The organism is Pseudomonas sp. 50_B (genome assembly GCF_017491625.1).
Taxonomy (GTDB): domain Bacteria; phylum Pseudomonadota; class Gammaproteobacteria; order Pseudomonadales; family Pseudomonadaceae; genus Aquipseudomonas; species Aquipseudomonas danubii.
Map to the genome: position 1 here is coordinate 93,022 of NZ_JAFGYX010000012.1, position 16,737 is coordinate 109,758.

Here is a 16,737-nt window from a genome sequence, read left to right on the forward strand (position 1 = left end):
GCCAGAACAGAGGCAGTCTATTAGTTTCTGCGCGAAAACTGCCTGCGCTTCGATCATGCTGCGTTGAAAACAGGCTCGGAATGCTCATTTAGGCCCCTAAACTCCGCTTCCTCGCCTGTTTTCGCCTTGCCTGATCTTCGCTCGGCGAGTTTTGGCACAAAACTAGGACAATAGTCGGCGGTAGTTGTTCTGCGTCGGTCGAAGTAGGACAATTGCCGGCTTCTCGACATCATCAGCGACCTTGAATGGCCTTCCTTGCACTCGGTATTAACCACAAGACTGCTTCTGTAGACGTCCGCGAGCGCGTGGCCTTTACCCCTGAGCAGTTGGTTGAGGCCTTGCAGCAGCTCTGCCGACTCACCGACAGCCGCGAAGCTGCGATCCTCTCAACCTGCAATCGCAGTGAGCTCTATGTAGAACAGGATCATCTTTCTGCGGATGTGGTGCTGCGCTGGCTGGCGGAATATCACCACCTGAGCCTAGACGAGCTTCGTGCCAGTGCCTATGTGCATGAAGATGATGCGGCAGTTCGTCACATGATGCGGGTGGCGTCGGGGCTGGATTCGCTGGTGCTGGGCGAGCCGCAGATTCTCGGGCAGATGAAGTCCGCCTACGCCGTGGCCCGTGAGGCCGGCACTGTCGGCCCGCTGCTGGGTCGGCTGTTCCAGGCTACCTTCAGCGCCGCCAAGCAAGTACGCACCGATACCGCCATTGGCGAGAACCCGGTGTCCGTGGCCTTTGCTGCGGTGAGCCTGGCGAAACAGATTTTCAGCGATCTGCAGCGCAGTCAGGCGTTGCTGATCGGTGCCGGCGAGACCATTACCCTGGTGGCCCGCCATCTGCACGACCTTGGGGTCAAGCGCATCGTCGTGGCCAACCGCACCCTGGAGCGGGCCAGCCTCCTGGCCGAGCAGTTCGGCGCCCACGCCGTGCTGTTGTCGGATATTCCCCAGGAGCTGGTGCACAGCGATATCGTTATCAGTTCCACCGCCAGCCAGTTGCCGATCCTTGGCAAGGGGGCGGTGGAAAGCGCGCTGAAGCTGCGCAAGCACAAGCCGATTTTCATGGTGGATATCGCCGTTCCCCGGGATATCGAGCCTGAAGTCGGCGAATTGGACGACGTTTACCTCTACACCGTCGATGACCTGCACGAAGTGGTCGCGGAAAACCTCAAGAGCCGTCAGGGCGCGGCCCAGGCAGCCGAGGAGCTGGTGAACATCGGCGCCGAGGATTTCATGGTGCGCCTGCGTGAGTTGGCGGCGGTGGACGTGCTCAAGGCCTATCGTCAGCAGAGCGAGCGCCTGCGTGATGAAGAACTGCAGAAGGCTCTGCGCATGCTGAGCAATGGCTCCAGCGCCGAGGATGTACTGGCCCAACTGGCCCGTGGCCTGACCAACAAACTGCTGCACGCGCCGAGCGTACAGCTGAAAAAGCTGTCCGCCGAAGGCCGCCTCGATGCGTTGGCCATGGCTCAAGAACTCTTTGCCCTCGGTGAGGGCTCATCGGATAAAACCCCGTAATGAAAGCGTCACTGCTCAGTAAGCTGGACATTCTCCAGGATCGTTTCGAGGAACTGACCGCCTTGCTCGGCGATGCTGAGGTCATTTCCGATCAGGCCAAGTTCCGCGCCTATTCCAAGGAATACGCGGAAGTCGAGCCGATCGTCGCCTCCTACAAACAGGTGCTCAAGGTCCAGGCCGATCTCGAAGGTGCCCAGGCGCTGCTCAAGGACAATGACCCGGACCTGCGGGAAATGGCCGCCGAGGAAGTGCGCGAGGCCAAGGAGCAATTGGCCGAGCTGGAAAGCGCCTTGCAACGCATGTTGCTGCCCAAGGACCCCAACGACGGGCGCAACGTGTTCCTGGAAATCCGCGCCGGCACCGGCGGTGACGAAGCGGCGATCTTTTCCGGCGACCTGTTCCGCATGTATTCGCGCTACGCCGAGCGGCGTGGCTGGCGGCTGGAGATCCTCTCGGAAAACGAGGGTGAGCACGGCGGCTATAAAGAAGTCATCGCCCGGGTCGAAGGCGAGAACGTCTACGGCAAGCTCAAGTTCGAGTCAGGCGCGCACCGTGTGCAGCGCGTGCCGGCCACCGAGTCCCAGGGTCGCATCCACACCTCTGCGTGCACCGTGGCGGTGCTGCCCGAGCCGGACGAACAGGAAGCCATTGAGATCAACCCGGCGGACCTGCGCATCGATACCTACCGCTCTTCGGGCGCCGGCGGCCAGCATGTGAACAAGACCGACTCGGCGATCCGCATCACCCACATTCCCTCGGGCATCGTGGTGGAGTGCCAGGAAGAGCGTTCCCAGCACAAGAACCGGGCCCGGGCCATGTCCTGGCTGTCGGCCAAGCTCAACGACCAGCAGACCAGCGCCGCGGCCAATGCCATCGCCAGCGAGCGCAAGCTGCTGGTGGGCTCGGGGGATCGCTCCGAGCGTATTCGTACCTACAATTTCCCTCAGGGCCGGGTCACCGATCACCGGATCAACCTGACCCTGTATTCCCTGGACGAAATCCTCGCCGGGGGCGTCGAGGCCGTGATTGAACCGCTGCTGGCTGAGTATCAGGCCGATCAACTTGCGGCATTGGGTGAGTAAATGACCATCATCGCCAGCCTGCTGCGCGCAGCTCAATTACCCGATTCGCCGACGCCGCGCCTGGATGCCGAACTGCTCCTGGCAGCGGCCCTGGGCAAGCCGCGGAGTTTTCTCCATACCTGGCCAGAGCGCATCGTGCCCAGCGAGGCCGTGTTGCTGTTCACTGAATACCTGCAACGACGCCGTTCCGGCGAGCCGGTGGCCTACATCCTCGGGCAACAGGGCTTCTGGAAGCTGGATCTGGAAGTGGCACCGCACACCCTGATTCCGCGCCCCGACACGGAGCTGCTGGTGGAGGCGGCGTTGGAACTGTTGCCAGCGACCCCGGCCAAGGTCCTCGACCTGGGCACCGGTAGCGGCGCGATCGCCCTGGCCCTGGCCAGCGAGCGTCCGGCCTGGAAGGTCACTGCCGTGGATCGGGTGCTGGAAGCCGTGGCCCTGGCCGAACGCAACCGCCAGCGCCTGCAACTGGACAACGTCACCGTGCTCAGCAGCCACTGGTTCAGCGCGGTCGAGTCCCAGCGTTTCCACTTGATCGTCAGTAATCCCCCCTACATCGCCGAGGCCGATCCTCATCTGGCGGCCGGCGATGTGCGTTTCGAACCCGAAAGCGCCCTGGTGGCGGGCAAGGACGGTCTGGACGACCTGCGCCTGATCGTCGACCAGGCCCCGCAGCACCTGGAAGCCGGTGGCTGGCTGATGCTCGAGCATGGCTACGATCAGGCTGGCGCGGTGCGCGAATTGTTGACAGCCCGGGGGTTCATCGAAGTCCACAGCCGCATCGACCTGGGTGGTCATGAACGCATCAGCCTCGGGTGCCTGCCGTGCTGACCGATCAGGAGCTGTTGCGCTATAGCCGGCAGATTCTGTTGCAGCACGTCGACATCGATGGCCAGTTGCGCCTCAAGCAGAGCCGGGTACTGATTGTCGGCCTCGGTGGCCTTGGTGCCCCGGCGGCGCTGTACCTGGCGGCGGCCGGGGTCGGCGAGCTGCACCTGGCCGACTTCGACAGCGTGGACCTGACCAACCTGCAGCGCCAGATCATCCACGACAGCCAGAGTGTCGGGGTCAGCAAGGTGGATTCGGCCATCAGCCGGCTGTCCGCCCTCAACCCGGAAATCCGCCTGGTGCCCCATCGCCAGGCACTGGACGTCGACAGCCTGGCCGCCGCCGTGGCCGTGGTGGACCTGGTGCTTGATTGCTCCGACAACTTCAGTACCCGCGAGGCGGTGAACGCCGCGTGCGTGGCGGCTGGCAAGCCCCTGGTCAGTGGCGCGGCGATTCGCTTGGAAGGGCAGTTGTCGGTGTTCGACCCGCGCCGTCCGGAAAGCCCTTGCTACCACTGCCTGTACGGGCATGGCAGCGAAGCCGAGCTGACCTGCAGTGAAGCCGGGGTACTTGGCCCGCTGGTGGGCACCGTGGGCAGCCTGCAGGCGCTGGAAGCCCTGAAGCTGCTGGCCGGGTTTGGCGAGCCTCTGGTGGGTCGACTGTTATTGATCGATGCCCTGGGTACGCGCTTTCGTGAGCTGCGGGTCAAGCGTGATCCCGGTTGCAGCGTTTGCGGAGTTCAGCATGAGTGAAGCGCCCGTTGCGGTGTTCGATTCCGGTGTTGGCGGTCTGTCGGTACTGGCGGAAATACAGCGCCTGCTGCCCAACGAATCACTGCTGTACTTTGGCGATTGCGGGCATATTCCCTACGGCGAAAAGACCCCGGAGTTCATTCGCCAGCGTTGTGCCCTGATGGCGCGCTACTTCCGCGAGCAGGGCGCCAAGGCCCTGGTCCTGGCCTGCAACACCGCCACTGTGGCCGGAGTGGCCGATCTGCGCCGCGATTACCCGGACTGGCCCATCGTCGGCATGGAGCCTGCGGTCAAGCCCGCCGCGGCGGCGACCCGCAGCGGGGTGGTCGGGGTGCTGGCCACCACCGGCACCTTGCAGAGTGCCAAGTTCGCCGCCTTGCTCGATCGCTTCGCCGCGGATGTGAAAGTGGTCACCCAGCCCTGTCCCGGCCTGGTGGAAATGATCGAAAACGGCGACCTCGACAGCAGCGCCCTACGGCAACTGTTGCAGGGCTATGTCGAACCGCTGCTGGCGGCCGGCTGCGACACCATCATCCTGGGGTGCACCCACTATCCGTTTCTCAAGCCGGTGCTGCTGCAGATGCTGCCGGCCCACATCAGCCTGATCGACACGGGCGGCGCCGTTGCCCGGCAGTTGCAACGCCTCTTGGACGAGGGCGAGCTACGGGCCCGGGGCCCGGCCCGGGAGACTCGTTTCTGGACCAGCGGCGACGTCCCGCACTTTGTCCAGGTGTTGCCGCTTTTGTGGAAAGGCCCTGCCAGCGTTCAGCGTTTCGAGTTGTGAAAAAACCCGAAAATCCCTCGACCGTAGCTGAACTTCCGAGCGCGCGCGGGCTTCTATAACTTTTCCAGAAGGTTGTACAAGACCATAGGTAACCGTTGAAAAAGGACGTTCCTGATGAAGCGACTGTTGTGTTTGGCCGCGCTGGCGGCCGGGTTGTTGGGGCACAGTTTTTCCGCGCAGGCAGCCGGAGTCGAGTTCTCCGTGGGACAAACCGGCGATTCGACCCAGACCTACCGCCTGGGTATGCAATGGGATTGGGACAAGAGCTGGCTGCAGAGTGATGTCGGTCGCCTGACCGGGTACTGGAGCGGCGCCTACACCTATTGGGATGGCGACAAGAAATCGAGCAATCACAGCCTGTCGTTCTCGCCGGTGCTGGTCTATGAGTTCGCCGGGGCCAGCGTCAAGCCTTACATCGAGGCGGGGATCGGGGTGGCGGCCTTTGCCCACACCGAGGTCGAGGACAACAAGCTCGGCTCATCCTTCCAGTTCGAAGACCGCATCGGTTTCGGCCTGCGTTTCGCTGGCGGGCATGAAGTCGGGATCCGCGCCACCCATTACTCCAACGCCGGGATTCAAACCCCCAACGACGGTATCGAAAGCTACGCGCTGCATTACACGATGCCGCTCTGAGACCGGTATCAGCGATACGCCGTGGCGATTCCCCGGCGTTCGCTCAGGCAATCGGCCTCTCCCAGCTCGAACTCGCGACAGATCAGTGGCCGCAGCTCATAGATGCTGCAGCGCATGCTGTCGCGGTCCAGGGCCGCGCACCAGCCGTCGTCCAGGCGGCGCATGACCTCGCCGCCCCAGTCGTCGGTGTCGATGAAGCGTTCGGGCACCCCGGTGTCGGTGATCAGCATCACTTCCAGCTGGCAGCAGCAGGCGGCGCAGGTCGAGCAACTGATGGCCGGTTCGGGGATGGGGGTAACGGGGATGTTAGTCATAGGCGCCCAGTGTAAGGCAGTGGGCCAGGGCTGTGTGAGAGCCCTGACGGACGCTCAGTCCTGAGGGGCCGGTTGCGGTGCTTCTTCAGTGGGACGCGCAAGCACGTGAAACAGCGGTAGCAGTACTCCCCAGAGCAGGCCCAGCCCCAGCATGGTCGGCCACAGGCCATAGGCAAAGGTCACTCCGGCCAAGCGGCCGCCGGCGTAATAGGACAGTGGTCCGCACAGCGCCCCGAGCACACTGGCCAACCACCAGGGACGTGCCGTCCATGCCAGGCAGTGGCGCAGGGTGGTGCCCAGCAAGATCCAGAGCAGCATCAGCCATAGGGGAATCAGCAGGCTTACTTGCTGGAACTGAAACACCCCCAGCCAGTGCAGGAAGCTGTCCAGCGTGATGCCGATCAGGGCGACGCCGACAATCATCCGACTTTCTCCGGCCCAACTGCCGATCCAGCGAAAATGCGCCAGCAGGATCGCCACCCCCAGCAGCAGCCAGGCGCTGTCGCCAGACAGCACGCAGATGAACCAGCCCAGCTGGAACAGCAGGGCGTTGGCCAGTTGCTTACGCATCGAAACGGCCCAGCAAAGGTTGTGGCACTGCCGAGGGTTTGGCCAGGAGCATCTGCGCGGTGCCGATGCTGCGCTCCAGGAAGCCGCCTTCGCAGTAGCACAGGTAGAACTCCCACAGGCGCAGGAAGTACGCGTCATAGCCCAGCTCGCTCAGGCGGCCGTGGGCGCGGCGGAAGTTCTCGTGCCACAGGCGCAGGGTGCGGGCGTAGTGCAGGCCGAAATCCTCCATGTGCAGCAGGTTCATGTCGGTGTCGCGGCTGACCACTTCGAGCATCTTGTGCACGCTGGGCAGGGCGCCGCCGGGGAAGATGTAGCGCTGGATGAAGTCCACGCCGTTCTTCGCCTGTTCATAGCGCTGGTCACGGATGGTGATGGCTTGCAGCAGCATCAGGCCGTTGCTTTTGAGCAACTTCGCGCACTGCTGGAAGTAGGTGGGCAGGAAGCGGTGGCCCACGGCTTCGATCATTTCGATGGACACCAGCTTGTCGTAATGCCCGTCCAGGTCGCGATAGTCCTCCAGCAACAGGGTCACCCGGTCCTGCAGGCCGGCGGCGTCGATGCGCTGGCGGGTATAGGCGAACTGTTCCTTGGACAAGGTGGTGGTGGTCACGCGGCACCCGTAGTTCTGCGCCGCATACAGCGCCATGCTGCCCCAGCCGGTGCCGATCTCCAGCAGGTGATCCTCGGGCTTGAGCGCGAGTTTCTGGCAGATGCGCTCCAGTTTGTTCAACTGGGCCTGCTCCAGGCTGTCGTCCTCGCTGCGAAATTGCGCGGCCGAATACATCATCGTGGGGTCGAGAAACTGCTCGAACAGCTCATTGCCGAGGTCGTAATGGGCGGCGATGTTTTTCTGCGAGCCCTTGCGCGTGTTGCGATTGAGCCAGTGCAGGCCGCGTACCAACGGCCGGCCGAGTCGCGCCAGGCCGCCTTCCATGGCATCCAGCACGTCCAGGTTGCTGACGAAGACGCGGATCACCGCCGTCAGGTCCGGGGTGCTCCAGTAGCCGTGGATGAACGCTTCGCCGGCACCGATCGAGCCGCTGCTGGCCACCAGGCCCCAGGCGCTGCTGTCGTGGATATGGATCTCACCCACCAAGGCTGCCGTGCGGTCGCCGAAGACCAGGCGCTCGGCGTTTTCGATGACCAGCAGTTGGCCGTGCTTGAGGTGCGCCAGTTGCCGCAGCACGCCGCGACGCAACAGGTTGGCGGTCAGGCTGTGGGTGCTGAACAGGGTAGTTCTGGCCGATACGCTAGAGGATTTCATGGCGGCGATCCTTGGGTTGTACAGCGGCTGTGCGATAGGCGCCGTCGGCGGCCTCATGGGGAAAGAAGGTGATGCCCTTGGCGGTCAGGCGCAGGGCCTGCCAGTAGATGGCCAGGCAGGTCTTGGCGGTCATCCATGGAAAACTGCGCAGGTACTGGTGCAGGCTGCGGCGATCCAGGGCTTGGCGCTGCAGGCTGAGGGTGGCGTCGAATACCTTCAGATCACCCTGCCAGTCGGCCATGTGCACCCCGAGCCGCTCGGCTGGTGGGCTGAAGCTCATGCGGTACTCAAGGTCCCGGGGCAGGAACGGTGACACGTGAAAGGCCTTGGCCACGGCGAAGTGCTGGTGCTCGGGCGCCGAGGCACTGTCTGGGCGGGCTGGCAGTACATAGTGGTAGCGCTCGCGCCAGGGGGTGTTGGTGACCTCGCAGAGAATCGCCGCCAGTTGCCCGTCGGCCTCGAAGCAGTAGAAGAAACTCACCGGATTGAACGCCAGGCCCCAGCTGCGCACCTGGGTCAACAGGCGCACCGCGCCGCCCGGCACATGGCCGATGGCCGCGGCCACTTGCTGGCGTACCGCGTCGATCAGGCGCATGCCCTGGCCGGTGAAGTCTTTCAGGTAATCGCTTTCGCGGAAGGCGAAGGGGGCGAAACGGCTGCGGCCCGCCAGGGGCGAGAGTCCCAGCACCGATTCCTGCTCGTCCAGGTCCAGGTACAAGAGGCCGATCCGATAGCGGAAGGCATGGCCCTTGGGGGCAAAGCGCCGGTGGCTGATCCAGCCGCTGTACAGGGCACTGTTCACAGTTGTTCACCAAAGGCCTGGGCCACGCGCAAGGCGCTGACCACGCCGTCTTCGTGGAAGCCGTTGGCCCAGTAGGCGCCGCAGTAGAAGCTGTGCTGGGCGCCTTGCAGTTCATTCCAGCGGCCCTGGGCCGCCACCGCATCGAGGCTGTATTGCGGGTGGGCGTAAGTGAAGCGGGCCAGGATCTGCGTTGGATCGATGGCTGCGGTCTGGTTGAGGCTGACGCAGAAGGTGGTGTCGCTCTTCAGGCCTTGCAGGATGTTCATGTCGTAGGTCACGGCGGCGGCTTTCTCGCCGCTGGCGTCCAGGCGGTAGTTCCAGCTGGCCCAGGCCAGGCGCCGGCGGGGCAGCAGCCGGGTATCGGTGTGCAGCACCACGTCGTTGTCGACGTAGGGCAGGGCCTGGAGAATCTCTCGCTCGGCCTGGCTGGGGCTGGCCAGCAGTTGCAGGGCCTGGTCGCTGTGGCAGGCGAACACCACCTTGTCGAAGCGCTCGCTGCCGGCGGCGCTGTGGATCAGCACGCCAGCCTCGTCGCGCTCGACTCGTTGCACCGGGCAGTTGAGGCGGATGTGCTGGCGGAACGGGGCGGTCAGCGGTTCGATGTAGCGGCTTGAGCCACCTTCGATCACGCACCACTGCGGACGGTTATTCACCGACAGCAAGCCATGGTTCTTGAAGAAGCGCACAAAGAACTGCAGGGGAAAGCCCAACATCTGCACCCGTGACATCGACCAGATCGCCGAGCCCATGGGCACGATGTAGTGCTGGATGAAACGCTCGCCGTAGCCCTGGCTTTTCAGGTAGTCGCCGAGTGTGGTGTCGGCGGCGATCCGCTGTTGCTGCAAATCGAGCAGCGACGCTTTGTTAAAGCGCAGGATGTCCCGCAGCATGCCCCAGAACCCGGGCGATAGCAGATTGCGTCGCTGGGCGAACAGACTGTTGAGGTTGTTGCCGTTGTATTCCAGGCCCGAGGCGGGATCGCACACCGAGAAACTCATCTCGGTGGGTTTGAACTTGACCCCGATCTGTCCCAGCAGGCGGATGAAGTTGGGGTAAGTCCAGTCGTTGAAGACGATGAAACCGGTGTCCACAGACTGGGTCTCGCCGTTCAGGCTGACATCCACGGTGTGGGTGTGGCCGCCGATCCAGCTGCCGGCCTCATAAACCCGAATGTCATGGCGACGGTTCAGGACGTAGGCGCAGGTCAGGCCGGCAATGCCGCTACCGATAATGGCGATTTTCACGATGCACTCCCTGTGCGGGCCAGGCGTTTGGCGATGGCCAGTTGCAGGCGGCCGGGCAGCCAGGACAGCAGCTTGAGGCCAAAGATGAACGGGGCGGGGAAAGCGATCTCCAGATCCCGGTGTGACAGGCGTTTGTGGATATGCCGCGCAGCCTTGGCGGCGGGCCAGCTCATGGGCATGGCAAAGTCATTGCGCGCGGTGAGCGGGGTATCGACGAAGCCGGGACTGACCACGGTGACGTCAATGCCCTCGGCAGCCAGGTCGATGCGCAAGGATTGCAGCAGATAACGCAAGGCTGCCTTGGAAGCGCCATAGGCGCCGGCCCGAGGCAGCGGCAGGTAGGTCACGGAGCTGGCCACCCCTACCAGATGCGGGCGATTGCCGGCGCGCAACAGCGGTAGAGCAGCCTCGATGCAATAGCTGGCGGACAGCAGGTTGCTGCTCAGCACGCGCTCGATCAGCGTCGCGTCAAATTGCTGCACCTCGATGTATTCACAGGTCCCGGCATTGAGGATCGCGGTGTCCAGTGCGCCCCAGGCCTGGGCGATACGCTTGCCGATCTCGCGCACCTGCAGGGCGTCGGTGAGATCGCCGGGCACCACCAGCACCCGGCCCGGATAACGCAGGGCCAGCGCTTCCAGGGGCTCGCGCGAGCGAGCGCTGACGGCCACTTGGGCGCCAGTCTTGAGCAGTTCTTCGGTCAGCGCCGCACCGATGCCGCTGCTGGCGCCGGTGAGCCAGATCCGCCGTGGCATTGCAGGGTTCATCCGAGCCTCCTTTTCAACCAGGCAATCACCGCACCGAGTAGCGGCAGATGTTCATAGAGCAAGGCACCGGCGTCGAAATAGTCCCGATGACGGTAGACCTTGCCGTCGCGCCAGTGCAGGTGCGAGCAGCCGGGGACCCGGATCATCTGGCCGCCCTTGAGGCGCGGGTGGCGGTAGCTCATGGTCCAGCGCAGATAGCCTTGGCCTTCGGTGCAGGTGTCGACACCGTGGAATTCGAAACGCAGTTCGCTGACATTGGCGTACAGCTCTGCAAAGTAATGCCGCAAGCGTGGCAGACCATTGACCTCGTGCAGCGGGTCGGTGAACTGGATGTCCTCGCTGTAGAGCTGGTCCAGGCGTTGCAGGCTGTGCTTGTCGAGGCTGGCGAAATCCCGGGCGAAGCGGTCGAGGAAGTCACTCATGGGCGCCTCCCGCATCCTGGCGCGAAGGCAGCGCCTTGAACGCCGCCAATGCCCGGTCCCGGGACATCGACAGGTTGACCATAGGCGCCGGGTAATCGGCGACAGCGAACAGGCCGCCCATGGCTCCGGGGTTGTGGATATCTTTTTTGTTCAACCCCGCCAGTTGTGGCAGCCAGTGCTTGATGAAGCGTCCTTCGGCGTCGAAGCGTTCCGACTGGCTTACAGGGTTGAAGATGCGGAAGTAGGGCGCGGCGTCGGTGCCGGTGGAGGAGCTCCACTGCCAGCCGCCATTGTTCGCTGCCAGGTCGCCGTCGATCAGGTGGCGCATGAAGAAGCGCTCGCCTTCACGCCAGTCGATCAGCAGGTTCTTGGTCAGGAACATCGCCACCACCATCCGCAGGCGATTGTGCATCCAGCCGGTTTCCAGCAGTTGGCGCATGGCGGCGTCGATGATCGGCAGGCCGGTGCGGCCTTCCTGCCAGGCGGCGAGTTCCTCTGGGGCGTCGCGCCAGGCCACCGCTTCGGTTTCCGGGCGAAAGGCACGGTGCCGGGAAACCCGTGGGTAGCCCACCAGGATGTGTTTGTAGAACTCGCGCCACAGCAGTTCGTTGATCCAGGTGACGGCCCCGGGATTACCGCTTTCGAACTCTCCCTGGTTACAGCGCAAGGCAGCGTGCAGGCACTGGCGGGGCGAGATCACCCCGGCGGCGAGGTAAGGTGAAAGCTGACTGGTGCCGGGCTTGGCCGGGAAGTCGCGTTCGCTCTGGTAGTAGTCGATCTGCTCGTCGGTGAACTGTTGCAGACGGCCCAGGGCTTGATCTTCACCTGCCGGCCACAGATCACGCAGTGACTGGCTGGGGCGTGGGAAGCCATCGATATGGCGGGGTACAGGATCGGCTTGGATCGACAGCGGCGATTGTGCCTTGGGGCTGGCGACCAGGGCTGGCAGCGCGCTGTGCAAGCGGCTGTAGCAGACCTTGCGGAACTGGCTGAACACCTGGAAGTAGCCGCCGCTCTGGGTCAGCACGCTGCCGGGCTGGAACAGTAACTGATCGAGGTAACCCTGGACGCTGATGTCGGCTTCTTCCAGGACCCTGGTCACGGCGGCATCGCGGCGGCTCTCGTGAATGCCGTACTCCTGGTTGAAGTGCAGCATGCGTACCTGCAGTTGCCGGCACAGTTCCAGCAGGACGTGGGGCGCCTGGTCCCAGGTGGCTGCGCTGCGAATCAGCAGAGGAATGTTCAGCCGGCCCAGGGCAGTGCTCAGGTGCTGCAGGTTGCGCAGCCAGAAGTCGACCTTGCAGGGGGCATCGTCATGGACTTGCCATTGTTCCGGGCTCAGCAGGTACACGGCCACGGTGGGGCCACGCTGGGTGGCGGCGCAGAGGGCGGTGTTGTCATGTAGGCGCAGGTCGCTGCGCAGCCAGATCAATTGCATGCTGATTCCCGGTTCAAAAGAGTCCTCGCTCAAGCAGCGCCTGGCAGGCCGAGATCGGGTCCTGGGCCAGGTACAGATCAGCGATTTCAGTGATACATACGGACCAGTCGTCGGGGTGGATGCACACCGCGGGTCCGGCGATGATTTTTTTGCAGGCAATGCCGTTGAGCAGCCTGGGCAACAGCGCAGGATTGAGCGCCTTGCTGGAATACAGCAGCAGGCCGCGGGCTTGCAGGCGTTCGATGGCCAGGGCCAGTTCGGCGCCGGGCAGCGGCCAGTCGAAGACCTCCACCGGGCAATCGGCGCTGCTGGCCAGCCAGGCGGTCAGCCACAGATGGGGTTCCAGGGCCAGGTCCGACTGGTTGACCAGCAGCAGCGGTGGGCCCTGCAGTTGGCGGTTGTTGTGGTAGATCCGCGCGCCCAGCTTGCTGCGCAGCCAGGAGTAGAAAAACACCTGTTCCATCTGGCTGCCGAACTGGCCCTGCCAGTGTTGCTCCAGCTCCGCCAGCAGCGGCATCAGCAGGTGTTCGCACAGCGTGCGGGGTGGGTACAGCGCCATGGCCTGGTTGAAGGTGTCGTCGACCTTGCGTTCGGCCAATTGGCTGATGGCCAGGCTCAGGGTCTGACGCAGGCGCTGCCAGTCATTCTCGGCCGGTGCGCTGGCGGTGGGGGCACTGTCCAGCAGGTGCTTGACCTGGCTGACCGCGACCCCGCGATTGAGCCAGGTAAGGATGGTCTGGATCTCTAGCACCTGATCCTGGGAATACAGGCGATGACCCTTGGGCGTACGCAAGGGCACGATCAATCCGTAGCGGCGCTCCCAGGCCCGCAGGGTGACGGCGTTGACCCCGGTCTGGCGCGCCACTTCGCGAATCGGCAGCCAACCCTGGTCCAGGGCGCGGCGGTACTGGGCGCTGTTGTCGGCTTCTTGAGCGGGTTGTTTCATGGCTCAGATCGCGTTGCGCAGGCTGAGGTTTTCCGGGTGTGGCTGCAGGTACAGCTGCTGGGCGATGTAGGGATCGGGGTGCTGGCGAAAGTGGTGCTTGAGCAGGGTCAGCGGCACGACTAGAGGCACGATGCCGTGGCGGTACTGGCCGATCACGTGTTGCACTTCCTGCTTGTCTTCGGCGCTGATGGACTGCTTGAGATAGCCGCTCAGGTGCTGCAGCACATTGCTGTGAGTGCCCCGGGTCGCGCATTTGCTCAAGGCCGCCATCAGTTCGCTGAAATAGCGCGGGCCGATCAGGTTCGGATCGCCCTTGCCCATGCTGCCCAGCAGATTGCCCAGGGTCTTGTACTGCACGGGATGGTGAGCCATCAGCAGATATTTGCAGCGCGAGTGGAAGTCGGTGAGGGCGCGGCGGGTCAGGCCTTGCTTGAGCAGTGCCTGCCAGTCGCGATAGACGTAGACCCGGGTCAGGAAGTTTTCCCGCAGGACCGGGTCGTTCAGGCGTCCGGCTTCTTCCACCGGCAGATCGGGGTACTGTGCGCAGAATGCCTGGGCGTAGATGCCCCGGCCGCCGTTTCTATGGGGAATGCCATTGGCCTGGTACACCTTGACCCGCTCCAGACCACAGGATGGCGAGTTCTGCATGAAGATGTAGCCACAGATGTCATCTACCTGGGCCGCCATGCGCTCGCCGTATTCCGCCAGGGGCAAGGTGACATCCAGGCTGGCGTCCACGGTGCCCACGGCCCGAGGTTGCTCAGGGTCCCCGACCAGCCGAATAGGTTCGCGGGGGGTGCCCATGCCGATCGCGACTTCCGGGCACAGGGGCACGAAGTCAAAGTATTCGCTGAGTACTCGGCTGCACAGGCGAGACTCCTTGTGCCCACCGTTGTAGCGGACCTCGACGCCCATCAGGCAGGCGCTGATGGCAATTTTCGGCTTGGCGGACATGATGCAACCTCCGGGGTTTACCTGTACAAAAACGAAACGTTGTACAACTTGTCTTCATCATAGAATTAAAGTTGTACAAGTCAATTTATTTGTACAGGTGTTGCCCGGCAGGTTGTCGAATTACTGCCAGCCCATTCGCCAGTCGCTGTCGTTGAGCAGGGTTTGCCAGCTCAGGCGCTGGCTGCGCCGGGTGAGCACGGCTTGCAGTTCGATGTCCAGCACGGTGCCTTCTTCGTCGCAGAAAAGCTCAGTGACCAGAAAGTGTTTCTCGCGGTGTTGCGGGTGGGCTGCTGTCCATTTCGACAGCAGCAGTTTGCGCGGGTTGAGTCGATTCACTGCAGGCTCTCGTGCAAACGGCGTGCGGCTTCCTGGCCACTGAGCCAAGCGCCTTCGACCCGGCCGGACAGGCACCAGTCGCCACATACGTACAGCCCCAGGTCGGCATCGGCCAGGGCACCCCATTCATGGCTGGCGGCCGGTCTGGCGTAGAGCCAGCGATGGGCCAGGCTAAAGGTTGGGGCGGGCATGACGCTGTGCAGCAATTCGGCGAAGGCCCCATGCAATTGCTCGATCACGGCCTCTTTGCTGAGGTCGATGTGTTGCCGGCTCCAGGCACTGGTGGCGTGCAGTATCCAGGTGTCGAGATGGCTGTCGCGTCCGGGCTTGCTGCGGTTGCGGGCCAGCCAGTCCAGCGGGCTGTCCTGGACGAAGCAGCCTTCCATGGGGGTTTCCAGGGGCGTATCGAAGGCCAGTGCGACAGCCCAGGTCGGGTCCATTTTCACCCCGGCGGCGACTCCGGCGAGCTTCGGTGCGGCGGCCAGCAAAGCGGTGGCTTGCGGTGCCGGCGTGGCGATCACTACGTGGCTGAAGGGGCCGTGGGTAAAGCCTTCGGCGTCCTGCAGGTGCCAGTGCTGTTCGCCACGGAAGACTTCAGTGATGCGGCAGGCGAAGTGCACTTCGAGGTCGCCGATCAGGGCGCGGGTGATGGCGCTCATGCGTGGCGTGCCGACCCAGCGGGTCTGTTCATCGGGAGAAGGGCTGAGCTGTCCGCCGTGGGAGTTGTAGAGTTGTGGCGCCCATTCGGCGACCCAGCCCTTGGCTTGCCAGCGCTGGACTTCGGTAACGAAACGGCGGTCGCGAGCGGTAAAATACTGGGCCCCCAGATCCAGGCTGCCGGCATCGCTGCGTTTGCTCGACATGCGCCCACCGCTGCCGCGGCTCTTGTCGAAGAGTTGGACGCTGTGCCCGGCATCTCGAAGTGCCTGGGCGGCGGAGAGTCCGGCGATGCCGGTACCAATGATTGCGATGGGTACTGTCATAGGGGCCTCGTTTACCAGTCTGTACAGATTACGCCGCTACTAAAACCTGTACAATATTGTTTTTTGGTATAGCTTTCGGCGTCATCGGTTGTGCAAGTTGTCTATCGTTAAGTCACAGCCTGTCCGATTGAAAAGATCCCTGCCTATAAAAATAGACTAGTGATTCGGGTAAAACGCCACGCGAGGAAGATGTCATGCATATATTGCTGACCGGCGGTACTGGTTTGATCGGGCGTGCGCTGTGTCGTTACTGGCAGGCCCAGGGTCACCAATTGAGTGTATGGACGCGCCATCCCGAAAAAGTGGCCGCTCTGTGCGGTCCCCAAGTGCGGGCCATCAGAACTTTGCAAGAGCTGGACCAGGCGCCGCTGGATGCGGTGATCAATCTGGCCGGAGCCCCGATTGCCGATCGGCCCTGGACCCACAAGCGCAAGGCGCTGCTGTGGAGCAGCCGTATTGCCCTCACCGAAACCCTGCTGGCCTGGCTCGAAACTCGCGAGCATAAACCGCGGGTGCTGGTTTCTGGCTCGGCAGTAGGTTGGTATGGCGACGGTGGCGAGCGGGAGCTGAGCGAGGATTCACCTCCGGTCAGCGAGGATTTTGCCAGCCAGTTGTGCATTGCCTGGGAAGAAACCGCTCAGCGGGCCGAGGCCTTGGGCGTGCGCGTCGTGCTGGTGCGCACCGGTTTGGTGCTGTCGTCCGAGGGCGGCTTTTTGTCGCGCCTGCTGCTTCCGTTCAAGCTGGGGCTGGGCGGGCCGATCGGTAACGGTCGGCAATGGATGCCGTGGATTCATATCGATGACCAAATCGCCCTGATTGATTTTCTTGTGCATCAGGATGAGGCACGGGGTCCTTATAATGCCTGCGCGCCGAAGCCGGTGCGCAACCGCGAGTTCGCCAATAGCCTTGGGCGGGTACTGCGCCGGCCGGCGCTGATACCGCTGCCGGCCTTTGTCTTGCGCCTGGCGCTGGGTGAGCTGTCGTTGCTGTTACTGGGCGGCCAGCGTGCCGTTCCCGCGCGTTTGCTGGAGGCGGGATTCACTTTCCAGTTCACTGATTTGTCCGCGGCCCTGGACGATGTGTCCAGCCGCCTTTGAA

19 protein-coding genes are annotated in these 16,737 nt (G+C 63.4%); 7 read left to right on the plus strand and 12 right to left on the minus strand.

Annotated elements, in window-relative coordinates:
• Positions 1–245 precede the first annotated feature (245 nt).
• The 6 genes from hemA to J5M73_RS18225 all read left to right on the plus strand — a co-directional run bounded on the left by hemA (position 246) and on the right by J5M73_RS18225 (position 5,599).
• The gene (hemA, locus tag J5M73_RS18200) at positions 246–1,520 is read left to right on the plus strand and encodes a glutamyl-tRNA reductase (RefSeq protein WP_102860256.1); all 1,275 of its coding nucleotides are present in this window, start codon (positions 246–248) and stop codon (positions 1,518–1,520) included.
• Positions 1,520–2,602, plus strand: a complete 1,083-nt coding sequence (gene prfA / locus J5M73_RS18205; protein WP_102860257.1) for a peptide chain release factor 1 — start codon at positions 1,520–1,522, stop codon at positions 2,600–2,602. Before hemA ends, prfA begins: the two co-directional genes overlap by 1 nt.
• Positions 2,603–3,433, plus strand: a complete 831-nt coding sequence (gene prmC / locus J5M73_RS18210) for a peptide chain release factor N(5)-glutamine methyltransferase (protein ID WP_102860258.1) — start codon at positions 2,603–2,605, stop codon at positions 3,431–3,433.
• A complete protein-coding gene (locus tag J5M73_RS18215; RefSeq protein ID WP_102860987.1) occupies positions 3,427–4,182 on the plus strand; it encodes a molybdopterin-synthase adenylyltransferase MoeB in 756 nt (251 codons plus the stop codon). The genes prmC and J5M73_RS18215 overlap by 7 nt, the downstream gene beginning before the upstream one ends.
• Positions 4,175–4,966: a glutamate racemase gene (gene murI / locus J5M73_RS18220; protein ID WP_102860259.1), complete on the plus strand. Its 792-nt coding sequence runs from the start codon at positions 4,175–4,177 to the stop codon at positions 4,964–4,966. Before J5M73_RS18215 ends, murI begins: the two co-directional genes overlap by 8 nt.
• A gap of 114 nt (positions 4,967–5,080) precedes the next feature.
• Complete coding sequence (locus tag J5M73_RS18225; RefSeq protein WP_060844598.1) at positions 5,081–5,599, plus strand: acyloxyacyl hydrolase; 519 nt, start codon at positions 5,081–5,083, stop codon at positions 5,597–5,599.
• 8 nt (positions 5,600–5,607) lie between these two features.
• Here J5M73_RS18225 and J5M73_RS18230 read toward each other — a convergent pair whose 3' ends face one another.
• From J5M73_RS18230 to J5M73_RS18285, 12 genes are all read right to left on the minus strand, one after another.
• Positions 5,608–5,913, minus strand: coding sequence for a YkgJ family cysteine cluster protein (locus J5M73_RS18230; protein ID WP_102860260.1), 306 nt, complete (start codon positions 5,911–5,913; stop codon positions 5,608–5,610).
• Positions 5,914–5,967: 54 nt separating this feature from the next.
• Complete coding sequence (locus tag J5M73_RS18235; protein ID WP_102860261.1) at positions 5,968–6,483, minus strand: DUF2878 domain-containing protein; 516 nt, start codon at positions 6,481–6,483, stop codon at positions 5,968–5,970.
• Positions 6,476–7,747, minus strand: coding sequence for a cyclopropane-fatty-acyl-phospholipid synthase family protein (locus tag J5M73_RS18240; RefSeq protein WP_102860262.1), 1,272 nt, complete (start codon positions 7,745–7,747; stop codon positions 6,476–6,478). The genes J5M73_RS18235 and J5M73_RS18240 overlap by 8 nt, the downstream gene beginning before the upstream one ends.
• Positions 7,734–8,549: a DUF1365 domain-containing protein gene (locus J5M73_RS18245; protein ID WP_102860263.1), complete on the minus strand. Its 816-nt coding sequence runs from the start codon at positions 8,547–8,549 to the stop codon at positions 7,734–7,736. Before J5M73_RS18245 ends, J5M73_RS18240 begins: the two co-directional genes overlap by 14 nt.
• Positions 8,546–9,793 carry an FAD-dependent oxidoreductase gene (locus tag J5M73_RS18250; RefSeq protein WP_102860264.1) on the minus strand — a complete coding sequence of 416 codons (1,248 nt, stop codon included), beginning with the start codon at positions 9,791–9,793 and terminating at the stop codon, positions 8,546–8,548. The genes J5M73_RS18245 and J5M73_RS18250 overlap by 4 nt, the downstream gene beginning before the upstream one ends.
• Positions 9,790–10,560, minus strand: coding sequence for an SDR family NAD(P)-dependent oxidoreductase (locus J5M73_RS18255; RefSeq protein WP_102860265.1), 771 nt, complete (start codon positions 10,558–10,560; stop codon positions 9,790–9,792). The genes J5M73_RS18250 and J5M73_RS18255 overlap by 4 nt, the downstream gene beginning before the upstream one ends.
• Positions 10,557–10,982 (minus strand): nuclear transport factor 2 family protein, encoded by a 426-nt coding sequence (locus J5M73_RS18260; protein ID WP_102860266.1) that lies wholly within the window; start codon positions 10,980–10,982, stop codon positions 10,557–10,559. Before J5M73_RS18260 ends, J5M73_RS18255 begins: the two co-directional genes overlap by 4 nt.
• Entirely contained in the window at positions 10,975–12,420 is a 1,446-nt protein-coding gene (gene phrB / locus J5M73_RS18265; RefSeq protein ID WP_102860267.1) for a deoxyribodipyrimidine photo-lyase, read from the minus strand. The genes J5M73_RS18260 and phrB overlap by 8 nt, the downstream gene beginning before the upstream one ends.
• Positions 12,421–12,433: 13 nt before the next feature.
• The gene (locus tag J5M73_RS18270; RefSeq protein WP_102860268.1) at positions 12,434–13,366 is read right to left on the minus strand and encodes a MerR family transcriptional regulator; all 933 of its coding nucleotides are present in this window, start codon (positions 13,364–13,366) and stop codon (positions 12,434–12,436) included.
• Between the two features lie 3 nt (positions 13,367–13,369).
• Entirely contained in the window at positions 13,370–14,320 is a 951-nt protein-coding gene (locus J5M73_RS18275; RefSeq protein ID WP_102860269.1) for a DUF523 and DUF1722 domain-containing protein, read from the minus strand.
• Positions 14,321–14,440: 120 nt separating this feature from the next.
• Positions 14,441–14,656 carry a TIGR02450 family Trp-rich protein gene (locus J5M73_RS18280; RefSeq protein ID WP_102860270.1) on the minus strand — a complete coding sequence of 72 codons (216 nt, stop codon included), beginning with the start codon at positions 14,654–14,656 and terminating at the stop codon, positions 14,441–14,443.
• Positions 14,653–15,639: an NAD(P)/FAD-dependent oxidoreductase gene (locus J5M73_RS18285; protein WP_102860271.1), complete on the minus strand. Its 987-nt coding sequence runs from the start codon at positions 15,637–15,639 to the stop codon at positions 14,653–14,655. Before J5M73_RS18285 ends, J5M73_RS18280 begins: the two co-directional genes overlap by 4 nt.
• 194 nt (positions 15,640–15,833) lie before the next feature.
• On the opposite strand from J5M73_RS18285, the gene J5M73_RS18290 reads away from it, so the two are divergent.
• Positions 15,834–16,736: a TIGR01777 family oxidoreductase gene (locus tag J5M73_RS18290; protein WP_102860272.1), complete on the plus strand. Its 903-nt coding sequence runs from the start codon at positions 15,834–15,836 to the stop codon at positions 16,734–16,736.
• Position 16,737 lies beyond the last annotated feature (1 nt).

Excerpts from the sequence above, each read along its gene's own strand:
- J5M73_RS18270 (WP_102860268.1), bottom strand. The coding sequence starts at position 13,366 with ATGAAACAACCCGCTCAAGAAGCCGACAACAGCGCCCAGTACCGCCGC.
- J5M73_RS18275 (WP_102860269.1), bottom strand. The coding sequence starts at position 14,320 with ATGTCCGCCAAGCCGAAAATTGCCATCAGCGCCTGCCTGATGGGCGTC.
- prfA (WP_102860257.1), top strand. The coding sequence starts at position 1,520 with ATGAAAGCGTCACTGCTCAGTAAGCTGGACATTCTCCAGGATCGTTTC.
- murI (WP_102860259.1), top strand. The coding sequence starts at position 4,175 with ATGAGTGAAGCGCCCGTTGCGGTGTTCGATTCCGGTGTTGGCGGTCTG.
- prmC (WP_102860258.1), top strand. The coding sequence starts at position 2,603 with ATGACCATCATCGCCAGCCTGCTGCGCGCAGCTCAATTACCCGATTCG.
- J5M73_RS18235 (WP_102860261.1), bottom strand. The coding sequence starts at position 6,483 with ATGCGTAAGCAACTGGCCAACGCCCTGCTGTTCCAGCTGGGCTGGTTC.
- J5M73_RS18240 (WP_102860262.1), bottom strand. The coding sequence starts at position 7,747 with ATGAAATCCTCTAGCGTATCGGCCAGAACTACCCTGTTCAGCACCCAC.
- J5M73_RS18230 (WP_102860260.1), bottom strand. The coding sequence starts at position 5,913 with ATGACTAACATCCCCGTTACCCCCATCCCCGAACCGGCCATCAGTTGC.
- J5M73_RS18225 (WP_060844598.1), top strand. The coding sequence starts at position 5,081 with ATGAAGCGACTGTTGTGTTTGGCCGCGCTGGCGGCCGGGTTGTTGGGG.
- J5M73_RS18255 (WP_102860265.1), bottom strand. The coding sequence starts at position 10,560 with ATGAACCCTGCAATGCCACGGCGGATCTGGCTCACCGGCGCCAGCAGC.
- phrB (WP_102860267.1), bottom strand. The coding sequence starts at position 12,420 with ATGCAATTGATCTGGCTGCGCAGCGACCTGCGCCTACATGACAACACC.
- J5M73_RS18290 (WP_102860272.1), top strand. The coding sequence starts at position 15,834 with ATGCATATATTGCTGACCGGCGGTACTGGTTTGATCGGGCGTGCGCTG.
- hemA (WP_102860256.1), top strand. The coding sequence starts at position 246 with ATGGCCTTCCTTGCACTCGGTATTAACCACAAGACTGCTTCTGTAGAC.
- J5M73_RS18260 (WP_102860266.1), bottom strand. The coding sequence starts at position 10,982 with ATGAGTGACTTCCTCGACCGCTTCGCCCGGGATTTCGCCAGCCTCGAC.
- J5M73_RS18285 (WP_102860271.1), bottom strand. The coding sequence starts at position 15,639 with ATGACAGTACCCATCGCAATCATTGGTACCGGCATCGCCGGACTCTCC.